We start from the raw sequence: 25,979 nt of genomic DNA on the forward strand, positions 1-25,979 counted from the left end.
CTCAATTGATTAGGTATTTTTCACTAAAAAAACTTAAATATTTATGCTTTTTTCTTTGGTAGACTGAACTCTTTTCCTACTTTTGTGGCGGGCAAGTCTTTTACGATCAGCTCCCTTTGAACTCCCCCAGGGCGGGAACGAAGCAAGGGTAGAAGGTTGTAGCGATGCGATAAAAGGTGCTTGCCCATTTTTTACTTTTTTCAATAGAAGTAAATTCGGAACATCCCCCTTATTATTCAATTTTTCTTAAAAGAGCTCAATGTAATTGCCTAATTTAGGCGAAATTATTTGATAGAATTTATACGTTAACCAATTTGCTAATTTAAACAACATGAAATTTTTCATTGATACAGCTAATCTTGACCAGATAAAAGAAGCACAAGACCTTGGTGTTTTAGATGGTGTAACCACTAATCCAAGTCTTATGGCTAAGGAAGGTATTACAGGCGACGCCAACGTAACTGCCCATTATAAAGCGATCTGCGCTATTGTAGATAACAACGTAAGTGCTGAAGTTATTTCAACAACTTATGAGGAAATGATTAAAGAAGGTGAAGCTTTAGCTAAGTTAGATCCTAAAATCGTTGTTAAAATCCCAATGATTAAAGATGGCGTAAAAGCAATCAAATATCTATCTTCAAAAGGAATCAGAACCAATTGTACTTTAATTTTCTCTCCTGGACAGGCTTTATTAGCTGCCAAAGCTGGAGCTTCTTATGTTTCTCCATTTTTAGGTCGTTTAGATGATATTTCGACTGATGGTTTGCAATTAATTGAAGACATCAGATTGATATTCGATAATTATGGATACCCTACTGAAATCCTTGCGGCTTCTATCCGTGGACCATTGCATATTGTTGCTTGTGCTAAATTGGGCGCTGATGTAATTACAGCTCCATTGGCTGCGATCACAGCTTTATTGAAACACCCATTAACTGATAGCGGTTTAGCTACTTTCCTAGCGGACCACGCTAAGGCTTCGGGTAAATAAAATATACCACTTATAAAAAAGGGATCATAAATTTAAATTTATGATCCCTTTTTTATGCAAAAATTTTCGTTCCTAAATTATTTAAGCATAGCTGCTGACAAGACATCAAACTTATCACCTGCCAATACTAGCTTTACCAAATCATAATCAATTTGCTCATCAGGAGCAATTAAAATACCTTTCACTCCTGCCCCATTTGCAGCCTCTACATCGCGTTGCTTGTCGCCAATCATAACTGACTGTGCCGGATCAATATCATAAGTCGCAATCGCTTCTAATAGCATTCCTGATTTAGGCTTGCGACAATCGCAGTCCCCAGAAACCGTTGGGTGATGTTTACAATAATATGCATGAGTAATTAACGCTCCCTGCGCCTCAAAACTAGCGTATAATCCCTTATGCATTTCCGCAAGCGCTTCCTCTGTATACCTTTTTTGTGCAATTCCACCCTGATTGGTGATGATAATCAAAAGATACCCCTCATCGTGCAGCCTTTTTAATGGCGCAATCTGGTAGGTTAATATTTCAAAATCCTCCAGTTTGGTAATGTAATCGTTTATCTCGTGATTCAAAACCCCATCACGGTCTAGAAATATAGCTTTGTTCATTTTTAATGTTATTTCCCAAACATGGGATTATAAAATATTAGTTTTGCTTTCTTACGTATTTAGTAAGAATTACAATAGTTTGTCCCTCAATTTTACCTTCAATCTGATCAGTATTGTCTTCGACTAAACGAATGTTCTTTACTACAGTACCTAATTTAGCGCTCAGTGAAGAACCTTTAACATCCAGTGTTTTTGTAAGCACAACAGAATTTCCAGCTTCCAATACCTGACCATTGCAATCTTTATATACCTCATCAGCACCAGCACTATCCTCCTCAAGACCTGCTGCCGCCCATGCTAAAGTTTTGTCGTCCATATACATCATTTCTATACTCTCTGTAGCCCAGCTTTCGTCCTTCAAACGATGTAAAAGTCGCCAGGTTACCACCTGCACACCAGGAACTGCACTCCAAATACTTGTTCTTAAGCAGTTCAAATGTTTTACATCCAGCGCTTCAGTTTTCTCAATCTGACCTAAGCACTTATCGCAAATCATAATACAGTTATCTTCAGTTCTGCCCGATTGAGGTAAAACCTCGTATAACTTTAAAGATGCTGCCGATTGGCATAATTCACATTTATTTTCGCTTCTTTCTAATAATTGTTGTTCCAAAATATGTTCTTTTTGTTTAAAATCAAGATTGTAAAGTTACCAATTTTAAATAAAGCAGAACAAAACATTCGGGCTAAAATGACACTGTTAACTAAGCTTATTGAGCTAACCTCATTTTTACGTAAAATGTGGTTCCCTCATTTGCAGCACTCGTAAACCAAATATCACCACCTTGCTGAATAATAAAATCTTTACAGAGCAAAAGGCCAAGCCCTGTCCCTTTTTCATTCATCGTTCCATAACTGGAAGCTATATTTAGACTAAAAATTTTATCTTGTCGTTCCTGCGAAATGCCAATACCATCGTCTTTGATTACCAATACACAATGGTTTTTGTCAACAATTGTATTCACCCAAATCTTACCATTTAAATTGGTAAACTTTATCGCATTATTTAACAAATTACGTAATACCAGGTCAAACATGTTTTTGTCCGCGAGAATTGTTGCATCTTTATCAATGTCCACAACTAACGTTATATTTTTTCTGGATGCCACTTGTTCAAACATGCGTAAAGTGGGCCATACTTGTGTATGCAATACCATTGGTTTTAAATTCATTGGCGCATTATGGAGCTGCTTTTTGGCCCATTCCAATAAATTACCTAACAGGTATTGCGCATCCGATAAAGAAGTTGCTAAATTTCGTTCTACATCCAATCGTTCCTGAGCACTCAACTCCATTTCGTTCAGCAATTGCAGGTATTGTTGTAATGAATTTAACGGTGTACTTAGATCATGAGCAATGATCGAAAACAGCTTATCTTTTTCCTGGTTCATCAACTCCAGTTTAACTGCCTTTTCTTCGGCCTTTTCTTTTTGGGCCCGATAGCTTCTACGTAATTGAATCGTACCTACAGCAATCATCACACTAACCAAAAGGTAAGTAAAAGCAATATCAATAAATCCTTCAGCCCTACTAAAATAATGTTGTTGTATGCTATTTGGGTAAAAGTACTCAATACCAAGGAGCGCAAATACAGACAGTAAATTAAAAAAGTACCAGACGGTTAATTTTTTACGTGGAATAATAAGGAATATCAGGAATAAACTCAGTACAAACAGTAGCATTATGCTTCCCTCCGCACCTGCATTATAAAAATAGGCGACTGTTATGGCGGTGTTAATTTGAATTACAGATAATCTAACGGCGAGTTTAGTCTTCCCTTTGAGTCGGCTCAATCCAAATAAGCCAATTTGAACCAGTAGAATTACAATGGAAATTAAAACCGCATAATGAAGAGCGGTAACATAATTATAAACCGCAGTAAAAAAAACAGCGAGGATAATAGCAATACAATTGGCATGGAATATACGACCTTCCAATGAAAAGTGTTCTGCATCCCCTACCATTCGGAGCCAATTATTTTCCCAATTAAGTTTCAAATATTTAAACATCAATAATCCCTGCTGACGCTCTGCTTGTATATGGAAAAGAGAGGCGCTGTGAATTACAAATTAAAGCATAAAAGTTGTAAATACGTCGATGATCTTATCGATTTGAACTATAATTTTCAAGTTCAATTTTTGTCTTCCCAATTTTTATTATTCTGGAAATCCAAAGACACCAATTTACTTCACGAATAATTAATACTTTGTAAGTTAATTAGTTATGAAGCAAATAGAAATTAAAAATAATGCTTTAGTTTCGCGTATACTGAAAGTTCCATATAGCGAGATTTCATAGGATGATTTTTTTTAACCTAATTAAAGATAAGACTTTTAAATTGTCAAATAGGTGGTATATTGTAAAACCTATTACATCAAAAATCGACCTATGGTTCCAAAGAGAAAATTAAAATTCAGGCTTAGGAAAATTAAGAAATTCTTTAGCCTTTTGGGGCCAGGATTAACCACAGGTGCTGCAGATGACGACCCATCAGGCATTGCTACCTATTCTCAAACTGGTGCTCAATTTGGTTACGGTCAATTATGGACAGCTTTGTACATGTTGCCATTTATGACGGCCGTGCAGGAAGCTTGTGCCAGAATAGGCCTCGTTACTGGAAAAGGTATAGCCGCAGTGGTCAAAGAGCACTACAGTCGAAAAGTTCTATATGCAGTTGTAGGTCTGGTCGTGGTAGCCAACACCATCAATATTGGTGCAGATATTGGTGCTATGGCAGCTGCAGCGCAATTACTTGTACCAATTCCATTTGTAATACTAACCCTTCTCTTTACTGCAACGATTTTGATCTTAGAAATTTTCACCAATTATAAGATCTATTCCAGAATACTAAAATGGCTCGCCCTTACTTTGCTGGCTTATCCAATTACCGTATTTATTGTAGACCAACCATGGTCTACCGTATTAAGAGCAACGGTAGTGCCGCATTTCGAGTTCTCTTTTGACTTTTTATTCATCATTACCGGCGTATTTGGAACCACCATCACACCCTATATGTTTTTTTGGCAAGCCTCTCAGGAAGTTGAAGAGGAAAAAGCAAAAGGGTTAATGAGGGATGGAAAACCTCGAATTGGCTGGCCACATATACATGCCATGCGAAAAGATAACAACGTTGGGATGGTCATTTCGGAATTTACAACCTGGTGCATTCTATTGGTTGGAGGGACTGTTTTGCATAGTAGCGGTGTAACGGATATCAAAAATGCAGCAGACGCGGCAAAAGCACTTGAACCATTGGTACACTCTTTCCCCAACGCCGGTTACCTGGCCAAACTGATCTTCTCTATAGGTATTATTGGATTGGGCTTGCTGGCCGTACCGGTATTATCCGGGTCTGCAGCCTATGCAGTATCAGAAGCCTTTGATTGGAATGCGAGTCTAAATCTCAAACTCAAAAAAGCGCATGGATTTTATGGTGTAATTACCATCGCTACTATGGTGGGACTCACTATTAATTTCATAGGTATTGATCCGTTAAAAGCCTTGGTTTACACTGCTGTACTCAATGGTGTAGCAGCCGTCCCTTTATTGTTTCTAATTGTAAAGATTGCAGCCAGCGACAAAATAATGGGCCAATACAAAAGTGGCTTACTATCAAAAATCCTATTGTGGACAACATTTGTAATTATGGGGACCGCCGCTGTGGCCTTGTTTTTCACTTTATAGCACCAAATAGGTATCCTGAGTCACAGGATACCCTGCTAAGCGGTATGCTTAACTACACAGTCTCCAGTGTAGTATTAATTGTCTTTTCTAACGCACTTACAATGGATGTTTTATAAGCGATGAAATTGATCTGGCGACTTTCATCAGAATCACTTTCTCTAAGTGTTTTTTTAGCTTCCTTTATAGCCTGCAACTCATTTGTATACATATCCATAAAGATGTCGGCATTTTTATTCTTTAATATTCTCACCGTATGTGAGTATTTTTCGTAGCTATCTACCAGAATTGCTAAACTTTTCTCATTGTAAGTGTCTACACTTGCAATTTTAACCAATAGCTGTTCAAGCTTTCCTCTTTCTTTTGCGTAACCCATAATTGCTGTAAATATAGGAAACATTTTGAAACATGACACGTGCTGATGTTACCTGTATTAAGGCTCTGCCCTAAACAGCATCAAAGGAAGATGGGTATGATAAGCTAATTTATGTGTAAGGCTGCGATGTAAAATGCTGTCAAAAAAACCATATACTTTAGGAACAGTGATCACCAAATCAGCACCGATCTTGTCTGCGAATTCCATAATTCCGATGGCGGTATCCTCATGATCAGTATAATGATATTCAGGTTTTCCTCCATCCCACAATTGGTGAAGGTCGGAGATTTCCTTAATTGTATCAGGATTAAAACTCGCCCCATCTCGATCTACATTTAATATGTACAAAGTTGCCCCCAGTGCATCAACCAGGCCTTTTATAGCGAGCACGGGGGTCGACTCCGATACCCGTTTCAAATCGCAAGCAAAAACTATTTTCTTTATTGTTTTAAAAACTGCAACAGGTGGTACTATTAATAAGGGGGCCACGCTGTTGTTCGCTAAATCCAAAGTATTACTACCAATAAGCACTCTTTCCAGTTTACTCTTTCCTGTAATTCCTACAACCACCAGCCCCGCGTGTTGTTGCTGAACCAAAATATTTACAGCAGTAACTAAAGTTCTTTCATCACTTTGAATCTTTATTTCGGTCTTAGGTGCTACCAATGGCCTCAATACATCTTTCAACCTGGTCAATTTCGTAAAACTATCCTCCGATGATTCAGTCGCCTGGGCGCTAACCGGAGCAGAGCCCGTTGGCGGTAATAAAATAGACTCATAAGAATGGTACAACATTAAGCTTTTCGTTTTTAATTGTTTACTCAATGCAGCTGCATAAGTGCACGCGTTCAGTGCTGCGTCCGAAAAATCAGTGAGCACCAACATGTGTTTTACACCTATAAACTTTTCCAGCTGCGCATCAATAGCTGCTTGTAGTTCCTGAAATCCCAAATCAGAAATGTTTCTTTCGCCACGCTCAACGATTGCCCAGACCCCTTCTGTCGATCGATTTAATAAAATCGGAGCAGGCTCATTGGTTACCATTTCTATCTTAAACTGACGGTGATGGTCAAATGCAGTAACTATAGCGCTTAACTCAAGACAACCTATCTTGAATTGTACAGAAAATGTTTCCATTATATTGTTCTTTAATATGAATTATATCCCCCAAATAACGAGCGGCACAAAGGATGCAAATAGCTATGTCATAAATGCATCAGCCTTTGGGTAAAGAACAAATACTGATGACAACAGTTTTATAAAAAAAAACAAACTACTTTTTTTCAAAACTGTTCTTAGGCTGAGGTTGAAATAAATCAGCTATCACAATTGGAAGATATCGAAATGGCATTGGTAAACTCAAATCTCCTTTCTGAACACATTATCCGGCAAATTCAAGATCAGGGACCTATTTCATTCCATGATTATATGGAAACCTGTTTGTATCATCCTGAAATGGGCTATTACACCACTAATCCAGATATCATTGGGAAGGAAGGGCATTTTTACACCAGTTCTACCCTCAGCCCTGTATTCGGAGTAATGATTGCAAAGCAGCTTGAAGAGATGTGGATGCATATGGGTAACCCAGCTTTTACCATCGTAGAATATGGCGCAGGAACAGGCGACCTCTGCAAATCTATTCTCAATCATTTAAAAAACAATGAAAGAATGTACAAAGAGCTCCGTTACTGTATCATTGAAAAGAGCCCTATAATGTGTAATCAAGAAGCTAAACAGTTAACTGAAAAGGTAGAATGGTACAATTCCATTAAAGAAATTAAAGATCTCAACGGTTGTGTATTATCAAATGAATTGGTAGATAACTTTGCGATCCACCGTGTGGTGATGCAGCAAGAATTGATGGAAGTGTTTGTAGATCACCAAAATGGTTTTACAGAGATGTTACAACCAGCTAATCAGGATCTTGTAAATTATTTGACAGAATTAAATGTATCCCTCCCAAAAAGTTACTCCACTGAAATCAATCTAGAAGCACTGGATTGGTTGGCCGAAATTGCTTCAGCGCTAAACAAGGGTTATGTACTTACTATCGACTATGGTTTTCAGAATTCAGAGTTGTATAATGATAGTAAAAGTCAAGGCACGCTCTTATGCTATTACCATCATGCGATAAATGATTCTCCTTATGAACATATTGGTGAACAGGATATGACTTGTCACATCAACTTTTCTGCTTTAGCACATTGGGGAGCTAAAGACGGATTAGCATCGTGCGGACTTACCAATCAGGGATATTTTTTAATGTCTTTTGGCTTTAGAGAACACCTCATCAAGTCTTTGGCTCAAGAAAAGGATATCCTCGGTGCTGCAGCACAAGTTGCAGCCATAAGCCATACCCTTCTGTTGGAAATGGGTAGTAAATACAAGGTGCTCATCCAGCAAAAGGGCTTAAGATCAGCACAACTATCCGGACTTGCCTACTGTATTTAAAATTAATGTTATTTGTCGCAAATCACCCCCTTAATTGTCTATTATACACTTCAGATACGATCGTAAGAACAGTAACTTAGTGTAGATAAAATGCTTAAACTTAAAGCTAAATAATTATGAAAAATTCCATTTATCCTTGTCTAACGATCCGAGGTAAAATTGCAGAAGCCGCTGATTTTTATATCCAAACTTTTGGAGAGGGAAAAATCAATCAAACCGCGCCATTTGTTATACAAATTGAATTGAGTGGTGAGAAATTCATGTTACTTAACGATGGACCATCTACAGATCCTAATGCGGCCATATCATTTATGGTTATCAGTGAAACAGCTGATGAAACAGAAAAATATTGGAATAAACTGATAGAAGGTGGCAAAATACTTATGCCATTGGACAGTTATGGTTGGAGTTCCAAATATGGCTGGGTACAGGACAAATACGGAGTTTCCTGGCAATTATACACAGGAGACAAAGCTGATACGCCGCAAAAATTCTGTCCAACATTAATGTTTACCGGTGCAAATGCAGGGAAAGCAGAAAGCGCTGTAAATTATTATACGCAACTCTTCCCTAATTCCAGTATACAGGGCATCATGAAATATAGTAAAGAAGATAAAGAAAATGTTGATTTTGTAAAGCATGCGCAATTCAAGATCAATGATTTTGTAGCAATGGCTATGGACAGCTCGGCCGAACATGACTTTGGCTTTAACGATGCCATCTCATTAGTTGTAGAATGCGAAACCCAGGATGAAATTGATAATTATTGGGATATACTAACCGCTAATGGCGGCTACGAAGTTGCTTGTGGTTGGTTGACCGACAAATATGGTGTAAGCTGGCAGATCGTTCCTCAATCATTGGGAAAATTGGTTACAGACCCCGCCCGTACTCAAAACGTAATGAAGGTAATGATGCAAATGAAAAAATTGGTAATCGCCGATCTGGAAAATGCTTAATAAATGTAAAGCGCATGCCTTAATCAATAGGTATGCGCTTTACATTTAAAAATTATACATTATCCGCACCCCCTTCCCAGGGTTTTAAGGTGCTCATCATTGTTTCGTCGAGGTATTTGGAGTTAAAGCGTTCATCACTCGAATTGATAAACAAGACCGTCCCACCTGCAATGTTATCGATCACTTTTTTAACTACCGATTGTGGTACCGCCGGGCATCCCTGACTTCTACCTAATCTACCCAGAGCAGAAATAGTTTGTGGACCAACATAATTTGCACCATGCACCACAATGGCACGCCTTCTCGCATTGGAATTAAAGCCTTCATCCATTCCATCTAGCCTTAAAGAACGACCATGCGTTCCATTGTAAACCTCACCGGTTACATAAAACCCAAGACTACTTTTCAAAGATTCACTGGTATTTGAAAAATTTACAGCTTTATCGCCGCCGCTACCCTGCCCATGGGCTACCCAGGTATTCAGCAACAAGGTTTTCTTATTCAAATCGATAATCCATAAACGTTTCTCAGTACTTCTCAAGTCAAAGTCTGCGATAGTTACTACAGATTTATCTTCAGCAATTTTTCCTGAATTTTTAAGGTTATAGAAGCCCGTAACTGCTTTTTCAAAAACTTCAAGCCTAAGTCCGCTTAGTTCCAGACCAGCACTATCATATAGTTTACTAATGTAGTTGTTGTATAACGAATCGCTATTTACGGTTTTACTTGGTTGTACTGTGGTGGTGTCTACTGTTAATGGTCGTACGATCTCCCTGTTCACTGATCTCCAGCTGATTGTGGTCAAAGCCAATATAATAACAATTGGTGTCCACAACCCTAAAATGCATTTTCTCATCCTATAGAGTTACTTAGCTTTAAAAAATAAATATGTTTAAGTAAGAGGTTTATACAGATGTGGTTTTTTCTTATGGTTTATGGTTTAACTTGAGCCAAAAGTATGAATTTAATTTTACGTAAGTAACTCTATATTTAACAATTACCTTAAAATGACTTAAAAATAGCAGTGGCCATCTGGAACTGACGCCCACTAATCCCTATCAATTACCTTCAATAGGAACGCTAAATCTCTTTCATTGTTATAAAAATTAAAAGACACTCTCAAGCCTTCACCTCGTGGTAACGCCAATATACTAGCTTCATTTATTCTTTTTATCAATTCAGCATTCGCAGTTATGTTGAATATGGTAGAATGTGAAGTCCGCTCGACTACCGACCTGGAAAGAAGGCCTCGGTCCATAAAGGCCTTTTTAGCAATTTGCCCTATTTCCTTTAATCTCTTTTCAATAGCATCCATACCAAATTCTTCTAAAAGCAATATAGATTGTTTCAGCGTACCAAAGTTTAGTGTATCCAAATGGCCTGGCTCAAAGCAAAGTGACAGTAGTCCCCTATCTTTTAAAAATGGCTCAGTGGGCAAAGAATGGCTCAATCGGCTTTTATATAACTCTTTACATGCATCCTCCTTAATCAGCACAAAACCATTTCCGAATCCACTTAGCATCCATTTATAGCCGCTACTAATTAGCACATCCAATCCCGATTCTTGAAAATTAAAGTTTTCAGTGCCGCAAAATTGAGTCCCATCGGCAACAATCAGCATATTCGGATATTCAGTTTTTAATCGCTTTATAAAATTAAGATCGATTTTAATACCACCGATGTATTGCACCAAGCTTATGGCCAATACAGATGGTCTAAAGACTTTTATTTTAGCTAATATATTTTGTTCCAGCTCTTCGTTCAGATCAGCATAGTCACAAATAAAGCCTCTACTTTCAACAGGGTAATTTACAGAAGGATAATCACTCTTAATCAAAAGAAACCTATGGTCATGAGATAATCCGTCTAAGAAAGTATTAAATGCCAAAGAAAAATTCTGAACAAGAAAGGTATTTTCAATAGAACCCCTAAAAAAACGCGCCACATGCTGCCTTACGTCCTGTAAAAAATCAGCCTGCTGGGTGCGAAATCCGCTTCCACGTCGCATAAAGCCTTCATCGTGCGATCTCCGCCACTGTTGTATAGACTGTGATAAAATACCCGAACTGGCCGTATTAAGATAAGTATAGTCCTCTAATACTGGGAATTGTGCTGTGATCTCCATACAGCAAATGTAATAGTTATGGAGTATTTTTCTTTTGTTTTAACAGATAGAAAACTTAAATCAAAGTAAATTGTTTCTTCGGTCTAAGATCTACGATCATGAATCAAGAACTCGAAATCATACGCGACCAGCAACAAGAGGTATGGAATAAGTTTTCGGCAGGCTGGAAAAAATGGGATACGCTTACTATGGACTTTTTAAAACCCGTAGGTGACGAAATGATTCGTTTGCTAAGCCCTAAAAACAATGACATGGTGCTAGATATTGCATCCGGAACCGGTGAACCTGGATTAACTATTGCAGCTATGCTGACTAATGGAAAAGTAACGCTTACTGATCTTTCAGCCGATATGCTAGAAATTGCTCGTCAAAATGGAGTAGACAGAGGAATTAAAAACATTGAAACCCTCGTTTGCGATGTTAGTGAACTGCCCTTCGAAGACAACACATTCGACATCATTAGTTGCCGATTTGGTTTCATGTTTTTCCCTGACATGCAATTGGCAGCTAAAGAAATGGCGCGTGTACTCAAGCCAGGTGGTAAAGTGGCAACTTCTGTATGGAGTATTCCAGAAAAAAATTTCTGGATAACAGCATCCATGGGTGTAATCCAGAAAAATATGGACATTCCAGCCCCTCCTTCTGGAGCACCAGGAATGTTTCGCTGTGCTAAAGCAGGAATGATGTCTGATTTATTCAAAGAAGCAGGTTTAACTGATATCTCTGAAAAGGAAATCGCGGGAAAGATGAATTGCGGGACAACCGATACCTACTGGAACCTCATGACTGATATTGCGGCCCCTGTTGTTGCTGCTCTTAGTAAAGCAGATCAAGCGATGAAAGACAAAATAAAAGCCGAAGTATATGCAGCAATAAACCAAAAATATCCTGATGGAAACGTAATTATTGACTCAAGCGCTATCGTAGTTTACGCGCAGAAGAAATAAAGCTAAATAACCCCTTGAAGAATACAGTTTTTTACAAGTTGAGCTGTATTTTTACAATCTGATTTCATTAGAATATTATTACGATGTTTCTTTACGGTGTATGGACTGATAAAAAGCTTTTCACCTATCTCTTCATTACTTAAGCCATTACTAACAAGTTTAATAATGTCGATCTCCCTTTTAGAAAACTCTTTTAAATCTTGATTATCTTCATCTAGACTTAGATTCATAAAAGAAGGTTCACCATGAAGTCCAACAAGCGATAATTTGTAAGTATTAAAACTACTCAGGTGATCAACACGGGTATTGATAATTAATGACTTACCATAACCGCCTTGATCATCCATTGTTAACATTAATGCCTGGTGATTGAAAAGTGCAAATTCTCCGTTTCTTAAGCGCCCCCTATAGCAGTAGCTAATTTTATAACTCAACAACTTCTCTCGGCCAACTTTCTCCATGAAAAATTTAGTCAGAAAGGCCTCTGCCTTGATAACAAAGTTCAAATCATCCGGATGTATAGCACCCAATAGATCATTAAAGTTGATCGTTTCAGGATCAAAGTCATGCATCTCATAAAGCGATGGACTAATGTCAGAAATAGACATGTCAAAAAAGTCAATCACATAAAACGAAAACGGCCCTGTACTAATAATTGAATTTGTCAGGTCATCAAAGGATATATGATGCGGAATAGGTTCAATGGTTCTATTTGAAAGCCAAACTTCATGTAGGCCTTGTATTGCAGGAGTCATAGAGTGATTAATTAGATGTAACAAATTAATACAATAATTTGTAAATCGTAAAAAAACATCCAGATAACTTCCCCAACAATCAGCTCAACTCCAGTTAATCTGTTATATTAGCCTCACCAATCAGAACTAAGATGAAACATCCTTATAAAGCGCAACTCCTATCAAACCTGAAAGCACATTACCAGGAACAATCCTGGCGTACTGTTACCTTTTTTGATGGCCGTAGGGATGAAATTTTGTTTGTTTTACCTACAAAAGAAGACATCAGAAGCATTTATGATAACTTATTAGAGGTGTTGACTACCTTACCTGAGATCAACCACCCCAGGGAACGAACAGTAATCAGTTTTAGTGATGAAAATGGAGATGGTTACTGCTCGAAATTGATCAACCCCAACACTCAGGATGAAATCAATCTGGCCCTGATCGGATACCGCCCACAACGAAAAGTAAGGCCAGAAGAATTACAGGAGCAGTAAAAACTATGATCTCATATAATACTCGAACAGGCCAAAAATCACACTCAGTATTAAATAAATGATATTCAACCTAAACACCTTGACTTTATCTCACATTAAACCCTTAATGAACCACGAAATCCTCTTGCAGCGTAGTAAGATTCCGCACCATTATGATACAAGAATACTGTTCCGTAGCGATAATCTCCAAAAATGGCACCACCAAGTTTTCTAATGTCAGCAGGTGTAGCCAACCAGCTTGAAGTCTTAGTATCAAACTTTCCGAAGTCCTGTAACATTCTATATTCTTCTTCCGTTAAAAGTTCAATCCCCATAGCGTTAGCCGTCTCAGTAACGTTGTTTGCAGGTTTATGCTCTTTCCTCGATTCCCAAGCTTCACGGTCGTAACAAAGGCTTCTACGGCCTTTAGGACTTTCGGCTGAACAATCGTAAAAAATGTATTCTCCCGTTTTTTCATCATAACCAACAACATCTGGCTCCCCGCCAGTTACTTCCATTTCATCCAACACCCACAATTTTTCCGGCTTAGCTTCGAGCTTTGCTTGCACTTTATCCCAGTCCAGATCCTTATGGCGATTCATGTGTTTATGAAAGCGCGCTTTCAACGTATTGAGTAGTTCTGCGTTTTGCTCTGGTGATAATACCTTTTTATTATTTTTCATGTCGATTATATTTTTATAGCTTAACTGAAGTCATTTTTCTATCCTCAGGTCTGAAATACCAAGATACAACAGTCAGGATAAGTAATAATATTGGGCCAAAAAACTCTTTTGCGCCATCACCATGAGCCAGGTGAGAAAACACGGCACCAGACATTGCAAAAAAGAAGCCTGCATAAGCCCACTCTTTTAGTAAAGGAAATTTAGGAATAAGTACGGCTATAACGCCTAAAAATTTCCAGATAGCTAGTATTGTCATTAAATAGAGTGGATAGCCCAGGTTTGTAAAAAGAGCGATCTCCTCTTTCACTTTTAACAGCTGGACCACTCCAGTTGATACCATTCCTAAGGAAAGCCAGATTGTAGCAATCCAATAGATTATTTTGTTTCTTTTTGTCATAACGTATTATTTTAATTTGTTTAGGATGTCTTGTAATCGGTTATGTGCCATATTTATACCTTGTGCAAAGGGCAAGCGCAGCATTTGATCTCTGAGTGCAACTGATCTATATATAGCATGTATATTTAGCTTGCTGCTGCTGTCAGTAAGTTGCTCAAATTCCAGGAACTCAAGCTGAACCTCAAAAGGCGCATTCTCCATTTCAAATGTTCTTGTGATCTTCCGGTTCGGAACAAACTCATGGATTACTCCATTGGCCCTAAATACGACATTCCCTTGAGCATCGCTTGTTTCGAATCGCCAGCTCCCATGCTGTTTATTCTCCAATTTTAGCACTTTGGTCCCCATCCATTGTTCAACAATTTCGGCTTCGGCATATGCTTTAAAAAGCAGGTCCAGTGGCAAATCAAATTCTCTGGTAATCAATAAATCTTGTCTACCCTCTTCTGCATTGATTTTTGTTTTCCGTTCCATATGATTTTATTTCTCAGATTTGTAGTTTTTCATGATGGCTTCTAGTTTATTAAATCGATCATCCCACATATTGCGGAATGGCTCAATAAAATCGGCTACTTCTTTCATTTTTTTTGCATTAATTTCATAGTAAACCTCTCTCCCATTTTGCGCTTGCTTAAGCAACTCGCACTCAGTAAGTATTTGCAAGTGTTTTGAAACAGTCGGTCTTGCGGTATCGAAATTTGAAGCTATAGCTCCTGCAGTCAAGGATTGCGTAGCTACCAACATCAGTATAGCCCTTCTTGTTGGATCTGCTATGGCTTGAAATACATCTCGTCTTAAATTCATTATGTAGCTATTTGACTACAAATATATATGTAGTTATTTAACTACGCAAATATTTATAAAAAAATAATCTGAAAAAACATGAATTCCAGCGGATTACCAATACAGATTAGTTTTTAAAGTAAACCTATACCCTATATAAACTAAAGGAATTGTACAAGTCATTACAATCGTGGTGCTCAATAAAGCATCTTTAGAAAACAAGGAAACAATTGCACTTGCTAAAAAACAAATTCCCAACTGAATGGTATTTTGCATAGCAGCCGCCTTTCCCGAATTATTTGGAAATGCTTTTAATGCCGCTGCTACAACTATCGGATAGCAGGCACCATTGGATAAAGCCATTAAACAAAATGGAATAAGTAATATGGTCAGTGTGGGCGTAATTGAAATGGTAATCAGATAAAGGGACAGGCAACTGATCGAGTATATGATAAGCAATATAGGAAGAAGTTTTTTCCCTTCTATTCTACTGGATAAGCTTCTGTAGCCATAGCCACCGATCAAAAATGAGATAGTTTGCGGAAAAAAACTAAATCCAATCTGACTCTCATTATATCCAAGTTCTTTTAAAAAGAAAGGACAACCGGTAAGCCAGGCAAAAAAAGCCGCCGAGCAAAGGGCATAGATAAAAACATTACCTACGTAGCCTTTTGATCTTAAAAGTGATAAATAAGTGTTATCCGATGTCGAATTCAGCGGCTTAGTCTTGTGGTCAGCTCCTATTTGGTCTTCCTTTATGGTTAAGGTATACAGGATTAATAATACCGCAATTAAACCTAATGCGATAAATATAGATCTCCATCCGAAAGCGTCCAGTAAGAAAGCGCCCATTACCGGTGCTAATGCTGGAGATAATGCCACTAAAGGCATAATTGAGGCAAATACCTTATTGGTTTCTTCTGGTGGATATCTTTCAATAACCAATGCTTGCCAGCATACAGCAGCTGCACAAACGCCAATCGCTTGTACTAATCTTAGCATTAATAAGATGCTTACGCTTTCCGTAAAAAAAATACCTAATGAAGCGATCGTAAAGATACTTAAGCCCATCAGTACTGTTTTGGGCTTGCCTGCTTTATCAGATATCGGTCCCCATAACAATTGTGCAATGGCGTATCCTGCTAAAAACAAACTCATTGTAGCGCCGATGCTGCTTTTGCTAGAGTTCAGATCTATGCGCATTTTATCAAATGCAGGTAGATACATATCTGTGGCCAATAAACCGATAATGCTTAGTCCGACTAAGTAGATAAAAAATAGAAAGCTGTTCTTATTATTTTTTGAAATACACTCATTATTCATGGTCGCGCAAAGATAAGACAAAAGAAATTAGCCATAATTGTCAATAAACCATTTCAAGGCCGGATTTCTATTTGTTGCCTTATAGGCTATTACCACTTCCGTATTTACGGGAATGTCTTTCAATTCTACAAAGGAGACTTTTAAGTGGTCATATTGTCTTTTAAGCGATAAAGGCAGTATCGATACACCTAGACCAGCTTCTACTAATTGTAGTATCGAGTGTACGTTATTAGCCTCATGGGTAATATCAGGAGCAAATTGCATGCGTTTGCAAATCTCGATTAGCTTGTGGTTATAATGAGGTGCAAATTCCTTATTGAAAAATATAAATGGACTCTTTTTTAAAAAATCCGCTAATTCCTTATTGGTATTGAATGTTTGTTCCGAAAGCGGAATGACCACTATAAAAGGATCAAAAAACAAAGTCTTAACAACTAGTTTTTCCGAAAGAATGGGTGCCCTTAAAATACCTACATCTAGCCTCCCTTGTTCCAAAGCTTCTATTTGGCTGATCGTTGGCATTTCAAATAAGCCCGTTTTTATATAAGGGAATTCCTGACGCATCGCTTTTAAAATTTCGGCCAGGTAAGATTGATAAACCGAACTGATGTAGCCAATCTTTAACTCCCCGCTTGCACTTAAATGAATTTGGCGCGCTATACTTTTACTTTCTTCCAACTTGGCAAAAATTGCATCGACCTCACTTTTGAAATATTTCCCGGCATCTGTTAAGGTGACCTGCTTATTGTTACGCGTAAATAATTGCAGCTCTAACTCCTGTTCCAGCTCTTTAATTTGGCGACTCAAAGGCGGCTGTGAAATAAAAAGCTTTGTTGCAGCTTTTGTAAAATGTAATTCTTCTGCAACAGTTTTAAAATATAAAAGATGTCTAAGTTCCATATCTACAATACCCAATAAGTATCATCAATTGACTAAATTGATATTTTTCAAATATGATAAAAGCCATTAGTTTTGACAAAAAAAAAAGGTAAAACATGAAAACAGATCATTCGCAAAAAGCTACTAACGACGAGATTAAGACAAGGTTCGATAATGATGTTGAACGCTTCTCAAATCTTGAGTCTGGACAACAAACGACCATTGATGCCCCACTTACTATGGAATTATGCACCGAAGCAGCAAAATATATTGCCCCGCATGCAAAAGAATTGCTGGATATCGGTTGCGGCGCAGGTAACTATACTTTGAAAATGCTGAGCAAAATTCCTGAATTGAATTGTACGCTGAATGATTTGAGTATGCCGATGCTAGAGAAGGCAAAAGAAAGAGTATCTGAAAAAACTAATGGCCAGGTAACTGTCATACAGGATGATATGCGCAACCTCGATTTACCTGACAACCATTTTGATATCGTACTGGCTGCTGCCACATTTCATCATTTACGTACTGATGAGGATTGGGAACTGGTTTTCAGTAAAGTATACAATGCACTTAAACCGGGTGGCGGTATTTGGATTTCTGACTTAATTACGCATGACTCCGAGCTGATTAATAAGCTATTTGAAGATAAATACAGAACATATCTTGAAACACTAGGTGGCACAGTATATGCGCAAAAAGTATTCGATTACATTGCCTATGAGGATACACCACGTTCCTTAAGTTATCAGCTTAATTTATTAAATAAAGTAGGATTTAAAGCTATTGAGGTCCTCCATAAAAATTCCTGTTTCGCAGCTTTTGGTGGAATAAAATAATTTTTTTCTATTTTCGGCGCACACATACTATTACACGCATGAAACCCGTTTTTACCTGCCTTTATTACCTGGAGAACCCTGAGTACTGCATAATGGAGATCAAAAGAACAGATCTTACTGAAGATGCTGATATTTCAGAAATTTTCCGCTGGCTTATTCTGGACAAAAAAACAAAACAAATTCAGTCTCTTACCTTCCGGTCGATGGATTCCTCAGGCGAAGTCCAGGAACGATTCTTTGAACAAGGCTATTTGAAATTCAATGACCAGAGCGCTACTTATATTGAAAAATTCAATTCAGCTCAACATCAACTGGATAACCATGTCCCAGCAATTCTGCCAACACAAATACAGGATATCGTAACAGCTTATCTCCTTTCTTAGAACCAAATGCTGAAACCGATATTCCTTGAAAACGATACGCTGTTGATCCATACCTTCCGTCCTGAAGATTTAGGAAGATTCCAGGAGCTCAGCAGCGATATCTTTTCCATTCTATCGGACGACCAAACGCTAAAATTTATCCCCGGAAAGCGGCTACACAACTTACAGGAAGCGGAATTGTTTTTGCAGACCATGGTCATGAATTACCATTCCGGGCACAATTACATCCATTTCATTACGCATAAACAACTCAACAAAGTAATTGGCATCATCGACCTGATCTCTCCTGAAGTAGCCAAACAGCATTATCAAATGGATCATTATCCATTTTTTATTGAATTTTACCTGAGTGGCTTTGCCAGTGGCTGTTATATCATGACCGAAATCCTGCCGCAATTGATTGACAGCTTATCAGATCAGGGAATTTTAAAGATTGGCGCTGTGGTTAACCGAGAAAACATCGCAGCAAGGAAGGTGCTCGAAAAAGCAAACTTTACCTATAAAGCCAGATTTGACATGCTACAGGATCTGTATGAAACTACAGGCCTATAACATCTGGAGAGATTGTGCCGCCAGAATACAGCGCAAAGAATTCCTTTTTGTAGACCTCGCCAATGGGTAGTTCATTTTCCCCCAGGTAAATCGTATGGTGATCAAAAGACTCGATAAAATTTTTATTTACGATATAGGACTTGCTTACGCGCAAAAAACTATCCGCCGGAATTTTCTGATGGAAAGTTTTTAAATTCATCGCAGTAATCAACTTCTGATTTGTTGTATGGATCACTACATAGTCTTTTAACCCTTCAATAAACCTGATGTCAACAAATTTGATTCTGTGAAACCTCCTGTCAGATTTAATCAATAGGAAATCTGCTGTACTGCCTTCAACTGTATTCTTTTCGGGATGATCTGATAGCAATCCCTGATATGCCTCAGCCTTTCTTATGGCCTTGCTTAGTCTTGACTTATCTATTGGTTTGAGTAAATAGTCAATAGCATCCAGTTCATAGCTTTTTAAAGCGTATTGCGGATAAGCTGTGCTGAATATTATCATTGTAGATTCAGGCAACTCTGTAGCAAACTCCAGTCCGGTCACCATCGGCATTTCGATATCCAGAAAAACCAAATCGACCTGATTTGATCTCAAGAATTCAAGCGCCATCGGAGCATTGGAAAAGTCTCCCAATATTTCAGTATCGGATACCTCTTTAATCAATGCTGTCATTTCAGCTCTGGCCAGGGGTTCGTCATCTACAATGATACAGTTCATAAGGGTAAAATTAATGTAATGGTAAACTGATTTTCTGTGGAATTTACAGTCATAGAATAATTCTCATGGTACAGTAGCTCAAGCCTGCGTTTGATGTTCGACAGTCCTAATCCACTGTTTTTCTGATCTGTTAAAATAAAATTAGGGTCTATTGAATTTGTACATGAGAAATGAAGCTGATTTCCAAAAAGCGCTATTTTGATGCCAATATGAGATTGACCGCCACTGATATTCACACTATGTTTGACCGCATTTTCTACAAACGTGGTAAACAAGTTTGGGGGTATAAAAATACCATTCAGTATTCCAGATGTATCCGGGACACTAACGTCAATGACGAGGTGATCCCTCCTAAGCATCTCGAGGTCAAGGAAGTTTGATAAAAAAATGATTTCAGAGCTCAATAATGTTTGCGCTTCATTGTTCTCGTAAATCTGGTAGCGTAAAAACTCTGAGAGTTTCATAATAACAAGGTTCGCCTTCTCAGGGTCAGTTCGTATCAATGCTTTTATACCGTTCAACATGTTGAAAAAGAAGTGCGGATTGATCTGATTTCTTAACTCATTAAGTTCCATCCTCAAGGTGATGTTTTTCAATTCGGCAATTCGGTCATTGTCCTTTGTCCAACGTTGAAATAATTTAATCATGGTGGTAATCAGAACAATCGACACCGTTATAAAAAATCCCTCAAAAAAGCCCCTATAGTTCCCAACTTGCGGGATCTCCCCTGAAATCAGATGTGCATGAAACAAAGTTGCCATGAAAGTCAGACTGAGGAATACCAAGAGCGAAAGAAGAACCAGATACAATAAATGTCTACCCCTAAAGAAAAAAACGGGAACCAAAAAGTACATATTGATATAGCATATTGTGATCAGCACACCATAGACACAGAACAATCTATAATACTTTAAAGGTTCGGGATATCCAACCTGCCAATTGGAATAAGAAATTACAACCAAACTTGCCACTAAAAATACAACATGACGTAAGATCCTGTACCGATCGTCGATAATAAACTGCAGGAGGTTTGTATTCTTCAGTTCAAGGTTTGCTTTCATTTCAAATTTTTATAATTAACGAAGATAGCGGAATACCACAACCTCATTGACAAAATTATACTAAACACCTCCCTTATTATACCAAATTCAGGGTATTTCAATTTTAGTATAATAACTAAGCGCTTTGGTATAAAAACAAAAATAGGCATTCACATTATACATTTCTTTGCATTCAATTCACCATCAGAATCTTAACAGAACACATGAATAGGATAAAAAGTACGATGACAGTATTGGGCATACTGGTCATGTCAACAAAGGGCTTCTCCCAGGTTACAGACAGTATCCCGAAGAAAGCAGATGATAGTTTGAGCATACGAAAACGAGTAGTTGCCTTTGCAGCTGATAAGTTTGCTATAGCCCGGCCCTTAAATTTCGAGTTCAGTAATACTGCCCCATATCATTACAAATCAAAGAATGAAGGGAATATCTTGCCAGGCGGAAGATTGACCCGTTTTCAGCAGACAAAATTAAGTGCCAATATAGATTTGATTAAAAGGAAAACCTGGCTCCTAAGCACAACCCTCGGCTACAAATCCACTTCGACAGCAACAGAAGTTGTTCAAACCGGCACGACAGCGCAAACCACTTTAGAGAATGACTATTATTACCTGTTTTCATCACTGAACCTGACTTATTTTTCCTCTTTATTCGGAAAGCGGGTCATCTATAATTCGAGTCTGGTGGTAGATGGTAGTGATAAACATTTCGAAAGAATAAAAGGATTGTTTGCCGGAGTAATGGTATTGAAAGCCAATCAGAAGACTAAGATGACAGCGGGGTTCATGGTTAACATTGATCCGGGAGCACTGACACCATTTATCCCAATATTCTCTTATGAACATAAATTCAACAATGGCTTAATCGCTGACATTTTCCTTCCCCGAAGCATACAGCTAAGAAAATTTGTTTTTAACCGCAACGGTAGAGTTTCATTAGGTACAGAAATGGACGGTACCTCATTTTACCTATACAATTTGGACGGTACTGCTCAAAAATATGAATATAGGCAATTGGATATCAATTCGGGACTAACCTACGAACATGTAATTGCAAAACACTTTATGCTTACGGCAAAAAGTGGAGTAAAAGCTACACCTGCAGGTAGAATATTTAAAAAAGAGGAGACATTTCAAGATCCCGTTTATCAAATCACACCAGATCCGGCATTTTATTTCAATATAGGCATCTCCTTTAATCCTTTTTCTTTATTGAGGAAGAATTAAAAAGCCACAAAACGAATAATCATGGTTGCAATTTTCAAAACAAATGTCAAACACCCCGCAGCTGCAATGAATGTCATTACGGAGCTATTGTGCAAATATCCTGCGTTCAAGGTTTCCTTCGATCTGGAGGATGTGGATAAAATACTCAGAGTTGAAGGGAATTGCTTCCATGTGGAAGATATTATCTTTTCCCTTTTAAATAGTGGCTACACCTGTCTCTATCTCCCCCATGATATCATTGACTAACGGTTTAGCATAGCAAAAACGCACATCTATGCGTTTTTGCTATAATACTATCTTCTATTTAACTGATAGTCCAATAATTTAATGGCAAAGCCACCTACAACACTGCGAGCCTGAAAACCTACTTGCTTACCATTGGTAGTTTCATACCAGTCACTTAATGGAACTCTACTTGGCGACTCGATAGCAAACTTATCAATTGGTTTGATTAGTTTCTCAAAATCAGCCCGATTATCGGTCAAGGTTGCAGTCCACATAATCCAGTCAGATTTGGTATAAGTTTTACGGCTATCCAAGGGCAAACCAAAGGCATTTTGCTTTTTCAGATAAAAATCAATCTCCTTTTTATAAACGGCTTCTGGAAAAATATCAAGCTTCAATACCTTATCCCATACCAGATTATACTTCTGGCTCCAGCTATTTTTCAAATCAAATGTTAAAGTATAATGGTCTCCAGCATCGGCCATTTCCATCCATTTTTTCGCCATTTCTTTAGCCATTGCTTTATACTTTCCGCTCGCTTCTTTTTCGCCCAATTGTTGGGCAAGCATTCCGTAACCTCCTAAAGCTACAATAGCCTTAACCGATAAGTTTGTATTCCTGGCCAGGTGACCAGCAAAATCATCGGTACATAGCTGATTTGCCGGATCAAAGCCTTCCTTACTCAAGTAATCTGCCCAAACAGAAAGGGTCTTCCAATGCTTTTTAGCATAGGCTGCATTACCTTCAACTTTGGCAATCGCTGCAGTCAGAATAAGCATGTTGCCAGCTTCCTCTACAGGCATATCTTCACCATAAGTTTGTCCATTGGCCAAAGGGTAAGTACCTAAATCATGTGCAGGAAAAGGTTTCTTCCATCTTCCGCTTTCGCTATAATAGAAAATTCCATTTAGCATTCCTTTTAATAAATCCGTATTGTATACCAAAAACAATGGCGCAGAAGGGTAAGTTACATCTACAGTATTGATAGAACCATTACTAAAGTTCTCTTTAGACAGAAATAAGATATCACCCTGCGGACTTTCTACTAATTTATGAGCAGAGATGGCCTGACGATACGAAATATCTGAAAGATCAGCATACTCCTTACCTCCAACCTTTAGGTTTGCAGCACGATACTGCTGATTAAATGCATCACATTTTTTTAAAACAGCAGCATATTCATTGCTTGCAAGTGTAAGCTGTTTATCTATCGTCTGGTTATTTTTACGATTCCACCAAGGCTTTAAATTTTCACCGAAATACTGAACAGACTCAATATCATCATAGCCAATCAATACTGTTTTTTCTGTACTTCCAATACCTACGTTAAAAGGCAATACTGTAGCCAGTGTTAAGTTATTGCCTTTCGCTGGACCAGCATCTACTTTTCCGCTTATAAAAGATGAGATCGCATTGGCGGATGAAGTAACATATTGTTTTCCAGTATTTTGAGCAACAGCAACGTACATATAACCCCAATCGATACGGATATCATCCCCCTTTTTCTTCAAAATCGGCTGTGCTATTGTACCCGCTTTAAGTACCGAAAGTGATCCATTCTTGTAAGCCGATGCCTCAACTTCCTGAGCAGGATTATTGGTCGCTATATCAGTAGATGCACCAAAATAAACCTGTGCATTGTGCTTTTTCCCATCATTGGCTCTAAGCTTGAACGACACGTAAGAAACCGGTCTGGCCAACAGATCAAGATTATCCATCAGCAAGGGCGATGTAAAAGTGAGCTCAAGATCGACCTTACCTGCGCTAAACTGATAAATGGTTTGCGTAGCATTTATGGTAACCCTATTTTGTTTAGCCAAAAGCACCGATTTTAATTCCGCCGCAGGCTTTTCAACAGCTAAACCGATATCTAACCATTGCCCACCTGCTGTATTTTTAACATGTGCAGCGAGTACATTTTTGCCTTTTCTCAATACACCCTTTATCTTTTCATCAATAGGGATATAAACATACTTGCTGGTCCAGCAGTTACAATTGTAAACTTTAACACCGTTTAAAAACAGATCGATGTTGTCGTCATGATTGATTCTCAAATTTAACCCCTTAACATCAATGTTATCGAGATTAAACTCGCGGCGCATCCAAAGGTTATCGCTTTTCCATTGGGTTTTTGCATCGCTGTCACCAAATGGCGCATTTCCGGTTTTCCAGTCATGATCATTGTAATCCGTTTTTTCCCAACCCGCAGTCGGTTCAGTTTCCGTATACTTTGCAGTATAAGGTTTGCCTTCAGCTGTAGGTAAAAGCATTTCAAAACTCTTATCGGCTTTACCTAAAAAACTATAAACCTCTTGATCAACTTTTATCAATCCGGATAGCGCATGGTTTGTGCCAGTCCAGTGTTTTGTTGCCCCGGCATTAAGATGATCAGAAAACGACCAGATACTAAAATAAGGATCGTGCGTAATCAATGGATAGGCCGGCGCTTTGCGTTGCTGGGCAGATACACCAAGCATTGCTGCAACCAGGCCTAAAGAGAGAAGGATTCGTTTCATTTGTTTTGTGTTACGTATTTGATTGTGTGTGTGTGTCTATTTTATTATAACTGGTCTGATAGGTTCACCACTAATGCTGATCACACCCTGTGCGGAGAAACCTAAATCATTGATATAAGACCTTCTTGGCCCAACGTTATTAATATCCGCATGTGCATGATAAATATATTTGTAAGTACCATCTGCACAAACGAAGGGGGCACCATGACCAGTACCAACCAATCCCGAAGCGGCGGGCTTATCTCTACGTAGAATTGGATTTTCATTATACTTCTTCCACGGCCCTTTAGGGGAACTTGCTGTCGCATAGCCTACCCCATAGTTTTTACTCTCGAAATGATTTGCTGAATACATTAAATAATAAGTCTCTCCTTTCTTCAACACTGAGGGCCCTTCTGCAATAGTGCCTTGAATCTTTTCCCAATCCTCTTCAGCACTAATGCATTTAGTCAAGGTATTCGTTTTTATGCTTTGCAGGTCATCATTCATTTCGGCCACCCAGATAACATTGCCTGAAGTAAAACGTACAAAATAGAGGTAAGGAGTACCGTCTTTGTCTATAAACAACGATGGGTCAATTCCTTTTTCATTTACAACAATAGGCTTTTTTTCATCCTGCACAAAAGGCCCGGTAGGTGTATCTGCCGAAGCCACACAAATATGCTCATCAACAGTATAAAACATATAAAACCTATTTTTCGATGCAACATAATATACTTCAGGGGCCCAGTACCATCTTGTTCCCCATGAGTTCTCTGGTGACAGGGCAAGATGGTCGCTCCTCTTCCAATGCTTCAGATCTTCTGATATATATACTTCAAAACCGTTTATACGCGTCCCATAAGCATAGTATTTACCATTGTGATACAATACATATGGATCTGCAATAGGCAACTTGTCTTCAATAATCTCATAGGAGATTGGTTTTACACCTTCTATATCAGGAGTTAAACTAACGCTACCTCCACAGGATAGTGAGCATACACACAACGCAAATAAAATGCAGATTACCGAACTATTTTTAATACTTCTCACAA

29 protein-coding genes and 1 other RNA gene are annotated in these 25,979 nt (G+C 38.3%); 12 read left to right on the forward strand and 18 right to left on the reverse strand.

The features are described 5' to 3' along the window. Positions 1–89: 89 nt before the first annotated feature. Positions 90–189, forward strand: an RNA gene (gene ffs / locus BLS35_RS13870) — signal recognition particle sRNA small type. Positions 190–331: 142 nt separating this feature from the next. Next, on the forward strand, positions 332–991 hold the full coding sequence (gene fsa / locus BLS35_RS13875; RefSeq protein WP_090782001.1) for a fructose-6-phosphate aldolase: 660 nt from the start codon (positions 332–334) through the stop codon (positions 989–991). 77 nt (positions 992–1,068) lie between these two features. Here the strand turns inward: fsa and BLS35_RS13880 are convergent, their stop codons facing one another. From BLS35_RS13880 to BLS35_RS13890, 3 genes are all read right to left on the reverse strand, one after another. Then, complete coding sequence (locus BLS35_RS13880) at positions 1,069–1,599, reverse strand: D-glycero-alpha-D-manno-heptose-1,7-bisphosphate 7-phosphatase (protein WP_090782003.1); 531 nt, start codon at positions 1,597–1,599, stop codon at positions 1,069–1,071. A 37-nt stretch (positions 1,600–1,636) separates the two neighbouring features. Then, positions 1,637–2,212 carry a PhnA domain-containing protein gene (locus BLS35_RS13885; RefSeq protein WP_090782005.1) on the reverse strand — a complete coding sequence of 192 codons (576 nt, stop codon included), beginning with the start codon at positions 2,210–2,212 and terminating at the stop codon, positions 1,637–1,639. Positions 2,213–2,309: 97 nt separating this feature from the next. Further along, positions 2,310–3,596 carry a sensor histidine kinase gene (locus BLS35_RS13890; RefSeq protein WP_165973392.1) on the reverse strand — a complete coding sequence of 429 codons (1,287 nt, stop codon included), beginning with the start codon at positions 3,594–3,596 and terminating at the stop codon, positions 2,310–2,312. 391 nt (positions 3,597–3,987) lie between these two features. On the opposite strand from BLS35_RS13890, the gene BLS35_RS13895 reads away from it, so the two are divergent. Then, the gene (locus BLS35_RS13895; protein ID WP_090782009.1) at positions 3,988–5,283 is read left to right on the forward strand and encodes an NRAMP family divalent metal transporter; all 1,296 of its coding nucleotides are present in this window, start codon (positions 3,988–3,990) and stop codon (positions 5,281–5,283) included. A 52-nt stretch (positions 5,284–5,335) separates the two neighbouring features. Here BLS35_RS13895 and BLS35_RS13900 read toward each other — a convergent pair whose 3' ends face one another. Then, positions 5,336–5,656, reverse strand: coding sequence for a hypothetical protein (locus tag BLS35_RS13900; RefSeq protein ID WP_090782012.1), 321 nt, complete (start codon positions 5,654–5,656; stop codon positions 5,336–5,338). Positions 5,657–5,713: 57 nt separating this feature from the next. After that, positions 5,714–6,793 carry a universal stress protein gene (locus BLS35_RS13905; protein WP_090782014.1) on the reverse strand — a complete coding sequence of 360 codons (1,080 nt, stop codon included), beginning with the start codon at positions 6,791–6,793 and terminating at the stop codon, positions 5,714–5,716. A gap of 192 nt (positions 6,794–6,985) precedes the next feature. Between BLS35_RS13905 and BLS35_RS13910 the strand changes: the two genes are divergently transcribed. Both BLS35_RS13910 and BLS35_RS13915 read left to right on the forward strand, forming a co-directional pair. Continuing rightward, positions 6,986–8,110, forward strand: a complete 1,125-nt coding sequence (locus BLS35_RS13910; RefSeq protein WP_207909171.1) for a class I SAM-dependent methyltransferase — start codon at positions 6,986–6,988, stop codon at positions 8,108–8,110. Between the two features lie 116 nt (positions 8,111–8,226). Next, positions 8,227–9,069, forward strand: a complete 843-nt coding sequence (locus BLS35_RS13915) for a VOC family protein (protein ID WP_090782018.1) — start codon at positions 8,227–8,229, stop codon at positions 9,067–9,069. Between the two features lie 52 nt (positions 9,070–9,121). On the opposite strand, the gene BLS35_RS13920 is transcribed toward BLS35_RS13915, so the two are convergent. Together BLS35_RS13920 and BLS35_RS13925 are read right to left on the reverse strand one after the other, a co-directional pair. Beyond that, entirely contained in the window at positions 9,122–9,925 is an 804-nt protein-coding gene (locus BLS35_RS13920; protein WP_090782020.1) for a murein L,D-transpeptidase catalytic domain family protein, read from the reverse strand. Between the two features lie 192 nt (positions 9,926–10,117). Beyond that, positions 10,118–11,194 carry an aminotransferase class V-fold PLP-dependent enzyme gene (locus BLS35_RS13925; RefSeq protein WP_090782022.1) on the reverse strand — a complete coding sequence of 359 codons (1,077 nt, stop codon included), beginning with the start codon at positions 11,192–11,194 and terminating at the stop codon, positions 10,118–10,120. A 98-nt stretch (positions 11,195–11,292) separates the two neighbouring features. On the opposite strand from BLS35_RS13925, the gene BLS35_RS13930 reads away from it, so the two are divergent. Further along, positions 11,293–12,141 (forward strand): class I SAM-dependent methyltransferase, encoded by an 849-nt coding sequence (locus tag BLS35_RS13930; protein WP_090782025.1) that lies wholly within the window; start codon positions 11,293–11,295, stop codon positions 12,139–12,141. Between the two features lie 2 nt (positions 12,142–12,143). On the opposite strand, the gene BLS35_RS13935 is transcribed toward BLS35_RS13930, so the two are convergent. Next, positions 12,144–12,896: a LuxR C-terminal-related transcriptional regulator gene (locus tag BLS35_RS13935; RefSeq protein ID WP_090782027.1), complete on the reverse strand. Its 753-nt coding sequence runs from the start codon at positions 12,894–12,896 to the stop codon at positions 12,144–12,146. 131 nt (positions 12,897–13,027) lie between these two features. On the opposite strand from BLS35_RS13935, the gene BLS35_RS13940 reads away from it, so the two are divergent. After that, positions 13,028–13,375, forward strand: coding sequence for a hypothetical protein (locus BLS35_RS13940; RefSeq protein WP_090782030.1), 348 nt, complete (start codon positions 13,028–13,030; stop codon positions 13,373–13,375). A 95-nt stretch (positions 13,376–13,470) separates the two neighbouring features. Here BLS35_RS13940 and BLS35_RS13945 read toward each other — a convergent pair whose 3' ends face one another. The 6 genes from BLS35_RS13945 to BLS35_RS13970 all read right to left on the reverse strand — a co-directional run bounded on the left by BLS35_RS13945 (position 13,471) and on the right by BLS35_RS13970 (position 17,440). Continuing rightward, entirely contained in the window at positions 13,471–14,037 is a 567-nt protein-coding gene (locus tag BLS35_RS13945) for a DUF4256 domain-containing protein (protein ID WP_090782032.1), read from the reverse strand. A gap of 13 nt (positions 14,038–14,050) precedes the next feature. Then, on the reverse strand, positions 14,051–14,434 hold the full coding sequence (locus BLS35_RS13950; protein WP_090782034.1) for a DoxX family protein: 384 nt from the start codon (positions 14,432–14,434) through the stop codon (positions 14,051–14,053). A 6-nt stretch (positions 14,435–14,440) separates the two neighbouring features. Then, positions 14,441–14,908: an SRPBCC family protein gene (locus BLS35_RS13955; RefSeq protein WP_090782037.1), complete on the reverse strand. Its 468-nt coding sequence runs from the start codon at positions 14,906–14,908 to the stop codon at positions 14,441–14,443. 6 nt (positions 14,909–14,914) lie between these two features. Then, positions 14,915–15,238 carry an ArsR/SmtB family transcription factor gene (locus BLS35_RS13960; protein ID WP_090782039.1) on the reverse strand — a complete coding sequence of 108 codons (324 nt, stop codon included), beginning with the start codon at positions 15,236–15,238 and terminating at the stop codon, positions 14,915–14,917. Positions 15,239–15,331: 93 nt separating this feature from the next. Further along, positions 15,332–16,540: a purine nucleoside transporter PunC gene (gene punC, locus BLS35_RS13965; protein ID WP_207909170.1), complete on the reverse strand. Its 1,209-nt coding sequence runs from the start codon at positions 16,538–16,540 to the stop codon at positions 15,332–15,334. 27 nt (positions 16,541–16,567) lie between these two features. Beyond that, entirely contained in the window at positions 16,568–17,440 is an 873-nt protein-coding gene (locus BLS35_RS13970) for a LysR family transcriptional regulator (protein WP_090782041.1), read from the reverse strand. A 95-nt stretch (positions 17,441–17,535) separates the two neighbouring features. Here BLS35_RS13970 and BLS35_RS13975 point away from each other — a divergent pair, with 95 nt between their 5' ends. Genes BLS35_RS13975 through BLS35_RS13985 form a run of 3 tightly spaced genes read left to right on the forward strand, consistent with a single transcriptional unit; the run spans position 17,536 to position 19,193 of the window. Next, a complete protein-coding gene (locus BLS35_RS13975) occupies positions 17,536–18,258 on the forward strand; it encodes a class I SAM-dependent methyltransferase (RefSeq protein WP_090782043.1) in 723 nt (240 codons plus the stop codon). Positions 18,259–18,296: 38 nt separating this feature from the next. After that, positions 18,297–18,641, forward strand: coding sequence for a hypothetical protein (locus BLS35_RS13980; RefSeq protein ID WP_132226060.1), 345 nt, complete (start codon positions 18,297–18,299; stop codon positions 18,639–18,641). A 6-nt stretch (positions 18,642–18,647) separates the two neighbouring features. Next, complete coding sequence (locus BLS35_RS13985; RefSeq protein ID WP_090782045.1) at positions 18,648–19,193, forward strand: GNAT family N-acetyltransferase; 546 nt, start codon at positions 18,648–18,650, stop codon at positions 19,191–19,193. Here BLS35_RS13985 and BLS35_RS13990 read toward each other — a convergent pair. After that, positions 19,180–19,914 (reverse strand): LytR/AlgR family response regulator transcription factor, encoded by a 735-nt coding sequence (locus BLS35_RS13990; RefSeq protein WP_090782046.1) that lies wholly within the window; start codon positions 19,912–19,914, stop codon positions 19,180–19,182. The genes BLS35_RS13985 and BLS35_RS13990 overlap by 14 nt on opposite strands. After that, positions 19,911–20,975: a sensor histidine kinase gene (locus BLS35_RS13995; protein WP_090782048.1), complete on the reverse strand. Its 1,065-nt coding sequence runs from the start codon at positions 20,973–20,975 to the stop codon at positions 19,911–19,913. Before BLS35_RS13995 ends, BLS35_RS13990 begins: the two co-directional genes overlap by 4 nt. A 203-nt stretch (positions 20,976–21,178) precedes the next feature. On the opposite strand from BLS35_RS13995, the gene BLS35_RS14000 reads away from it, so the two are divergent. Continuing rightward, positions 21,179–22,201 carry a hypothetical protein gene (locus tag BLS35_RS14000; RefSeq protein ID WP_090782050.1) on the forward strand — a complete coding sequence of 341 codons (1,023 nt, stop codon included), beginning with the start codon at positions 21,179–21,181 and terminating at the stop codon, positions 22,199–22,201. 21 nt (positions 22,202–22,222) lie between these two features. Beyond that, positions 22,223–22,447 carry a hypothetical protein gene (locus BLS35_RS14005; protein ID WP_207909169.1) on the forward strand — a complete coding sequence of 75 codons (225 nt, stop codon included), beginning with the start codon at positions 22,223–22,225 and terminating at the stop codon, positions 22,445–22,447. A gap of 47 nt (positions 22,448–22,494) precedes the next feature. Here BLS35_RS14005 and BLS35_RS14010 read toward each other — a convergent pair whose 3' ends face one another. Continuing rightward, positions 22,495–24,942 (reverse strand): glutaminase family protein, encoded by a 2,448-nt coding sequence (locus tag BLS35_RS14010; protein ID WP_090782054.1) that lies wholly within the window; start codon positions 24,940–24,942, stop codon positions 22,495–22,497. 36 nt (positions 24,943–24,978) lie between these two features. Beyond that, positions 24,979–25,977, reverse strand: coding sequence for a glycoside hydrolase family 43 protein (locus BLS35_RS14015; protein WP_207909168.1), 999 nt, complete (start codon positions 25,975–25,977; stop codon positions 24,979–24,981). Between the last annotated feature and the right edge of the window lie 2 nt (positions 25,978–25,979).

This window comes from Pedobacter sp. ok626, from assembly GCF_900100435.1.
Lineage (GTDB): Bacteria > Bacteroidota > Bacteroidia > Sphingobacteriales > Sphingobacteriaceae > Pedobacter.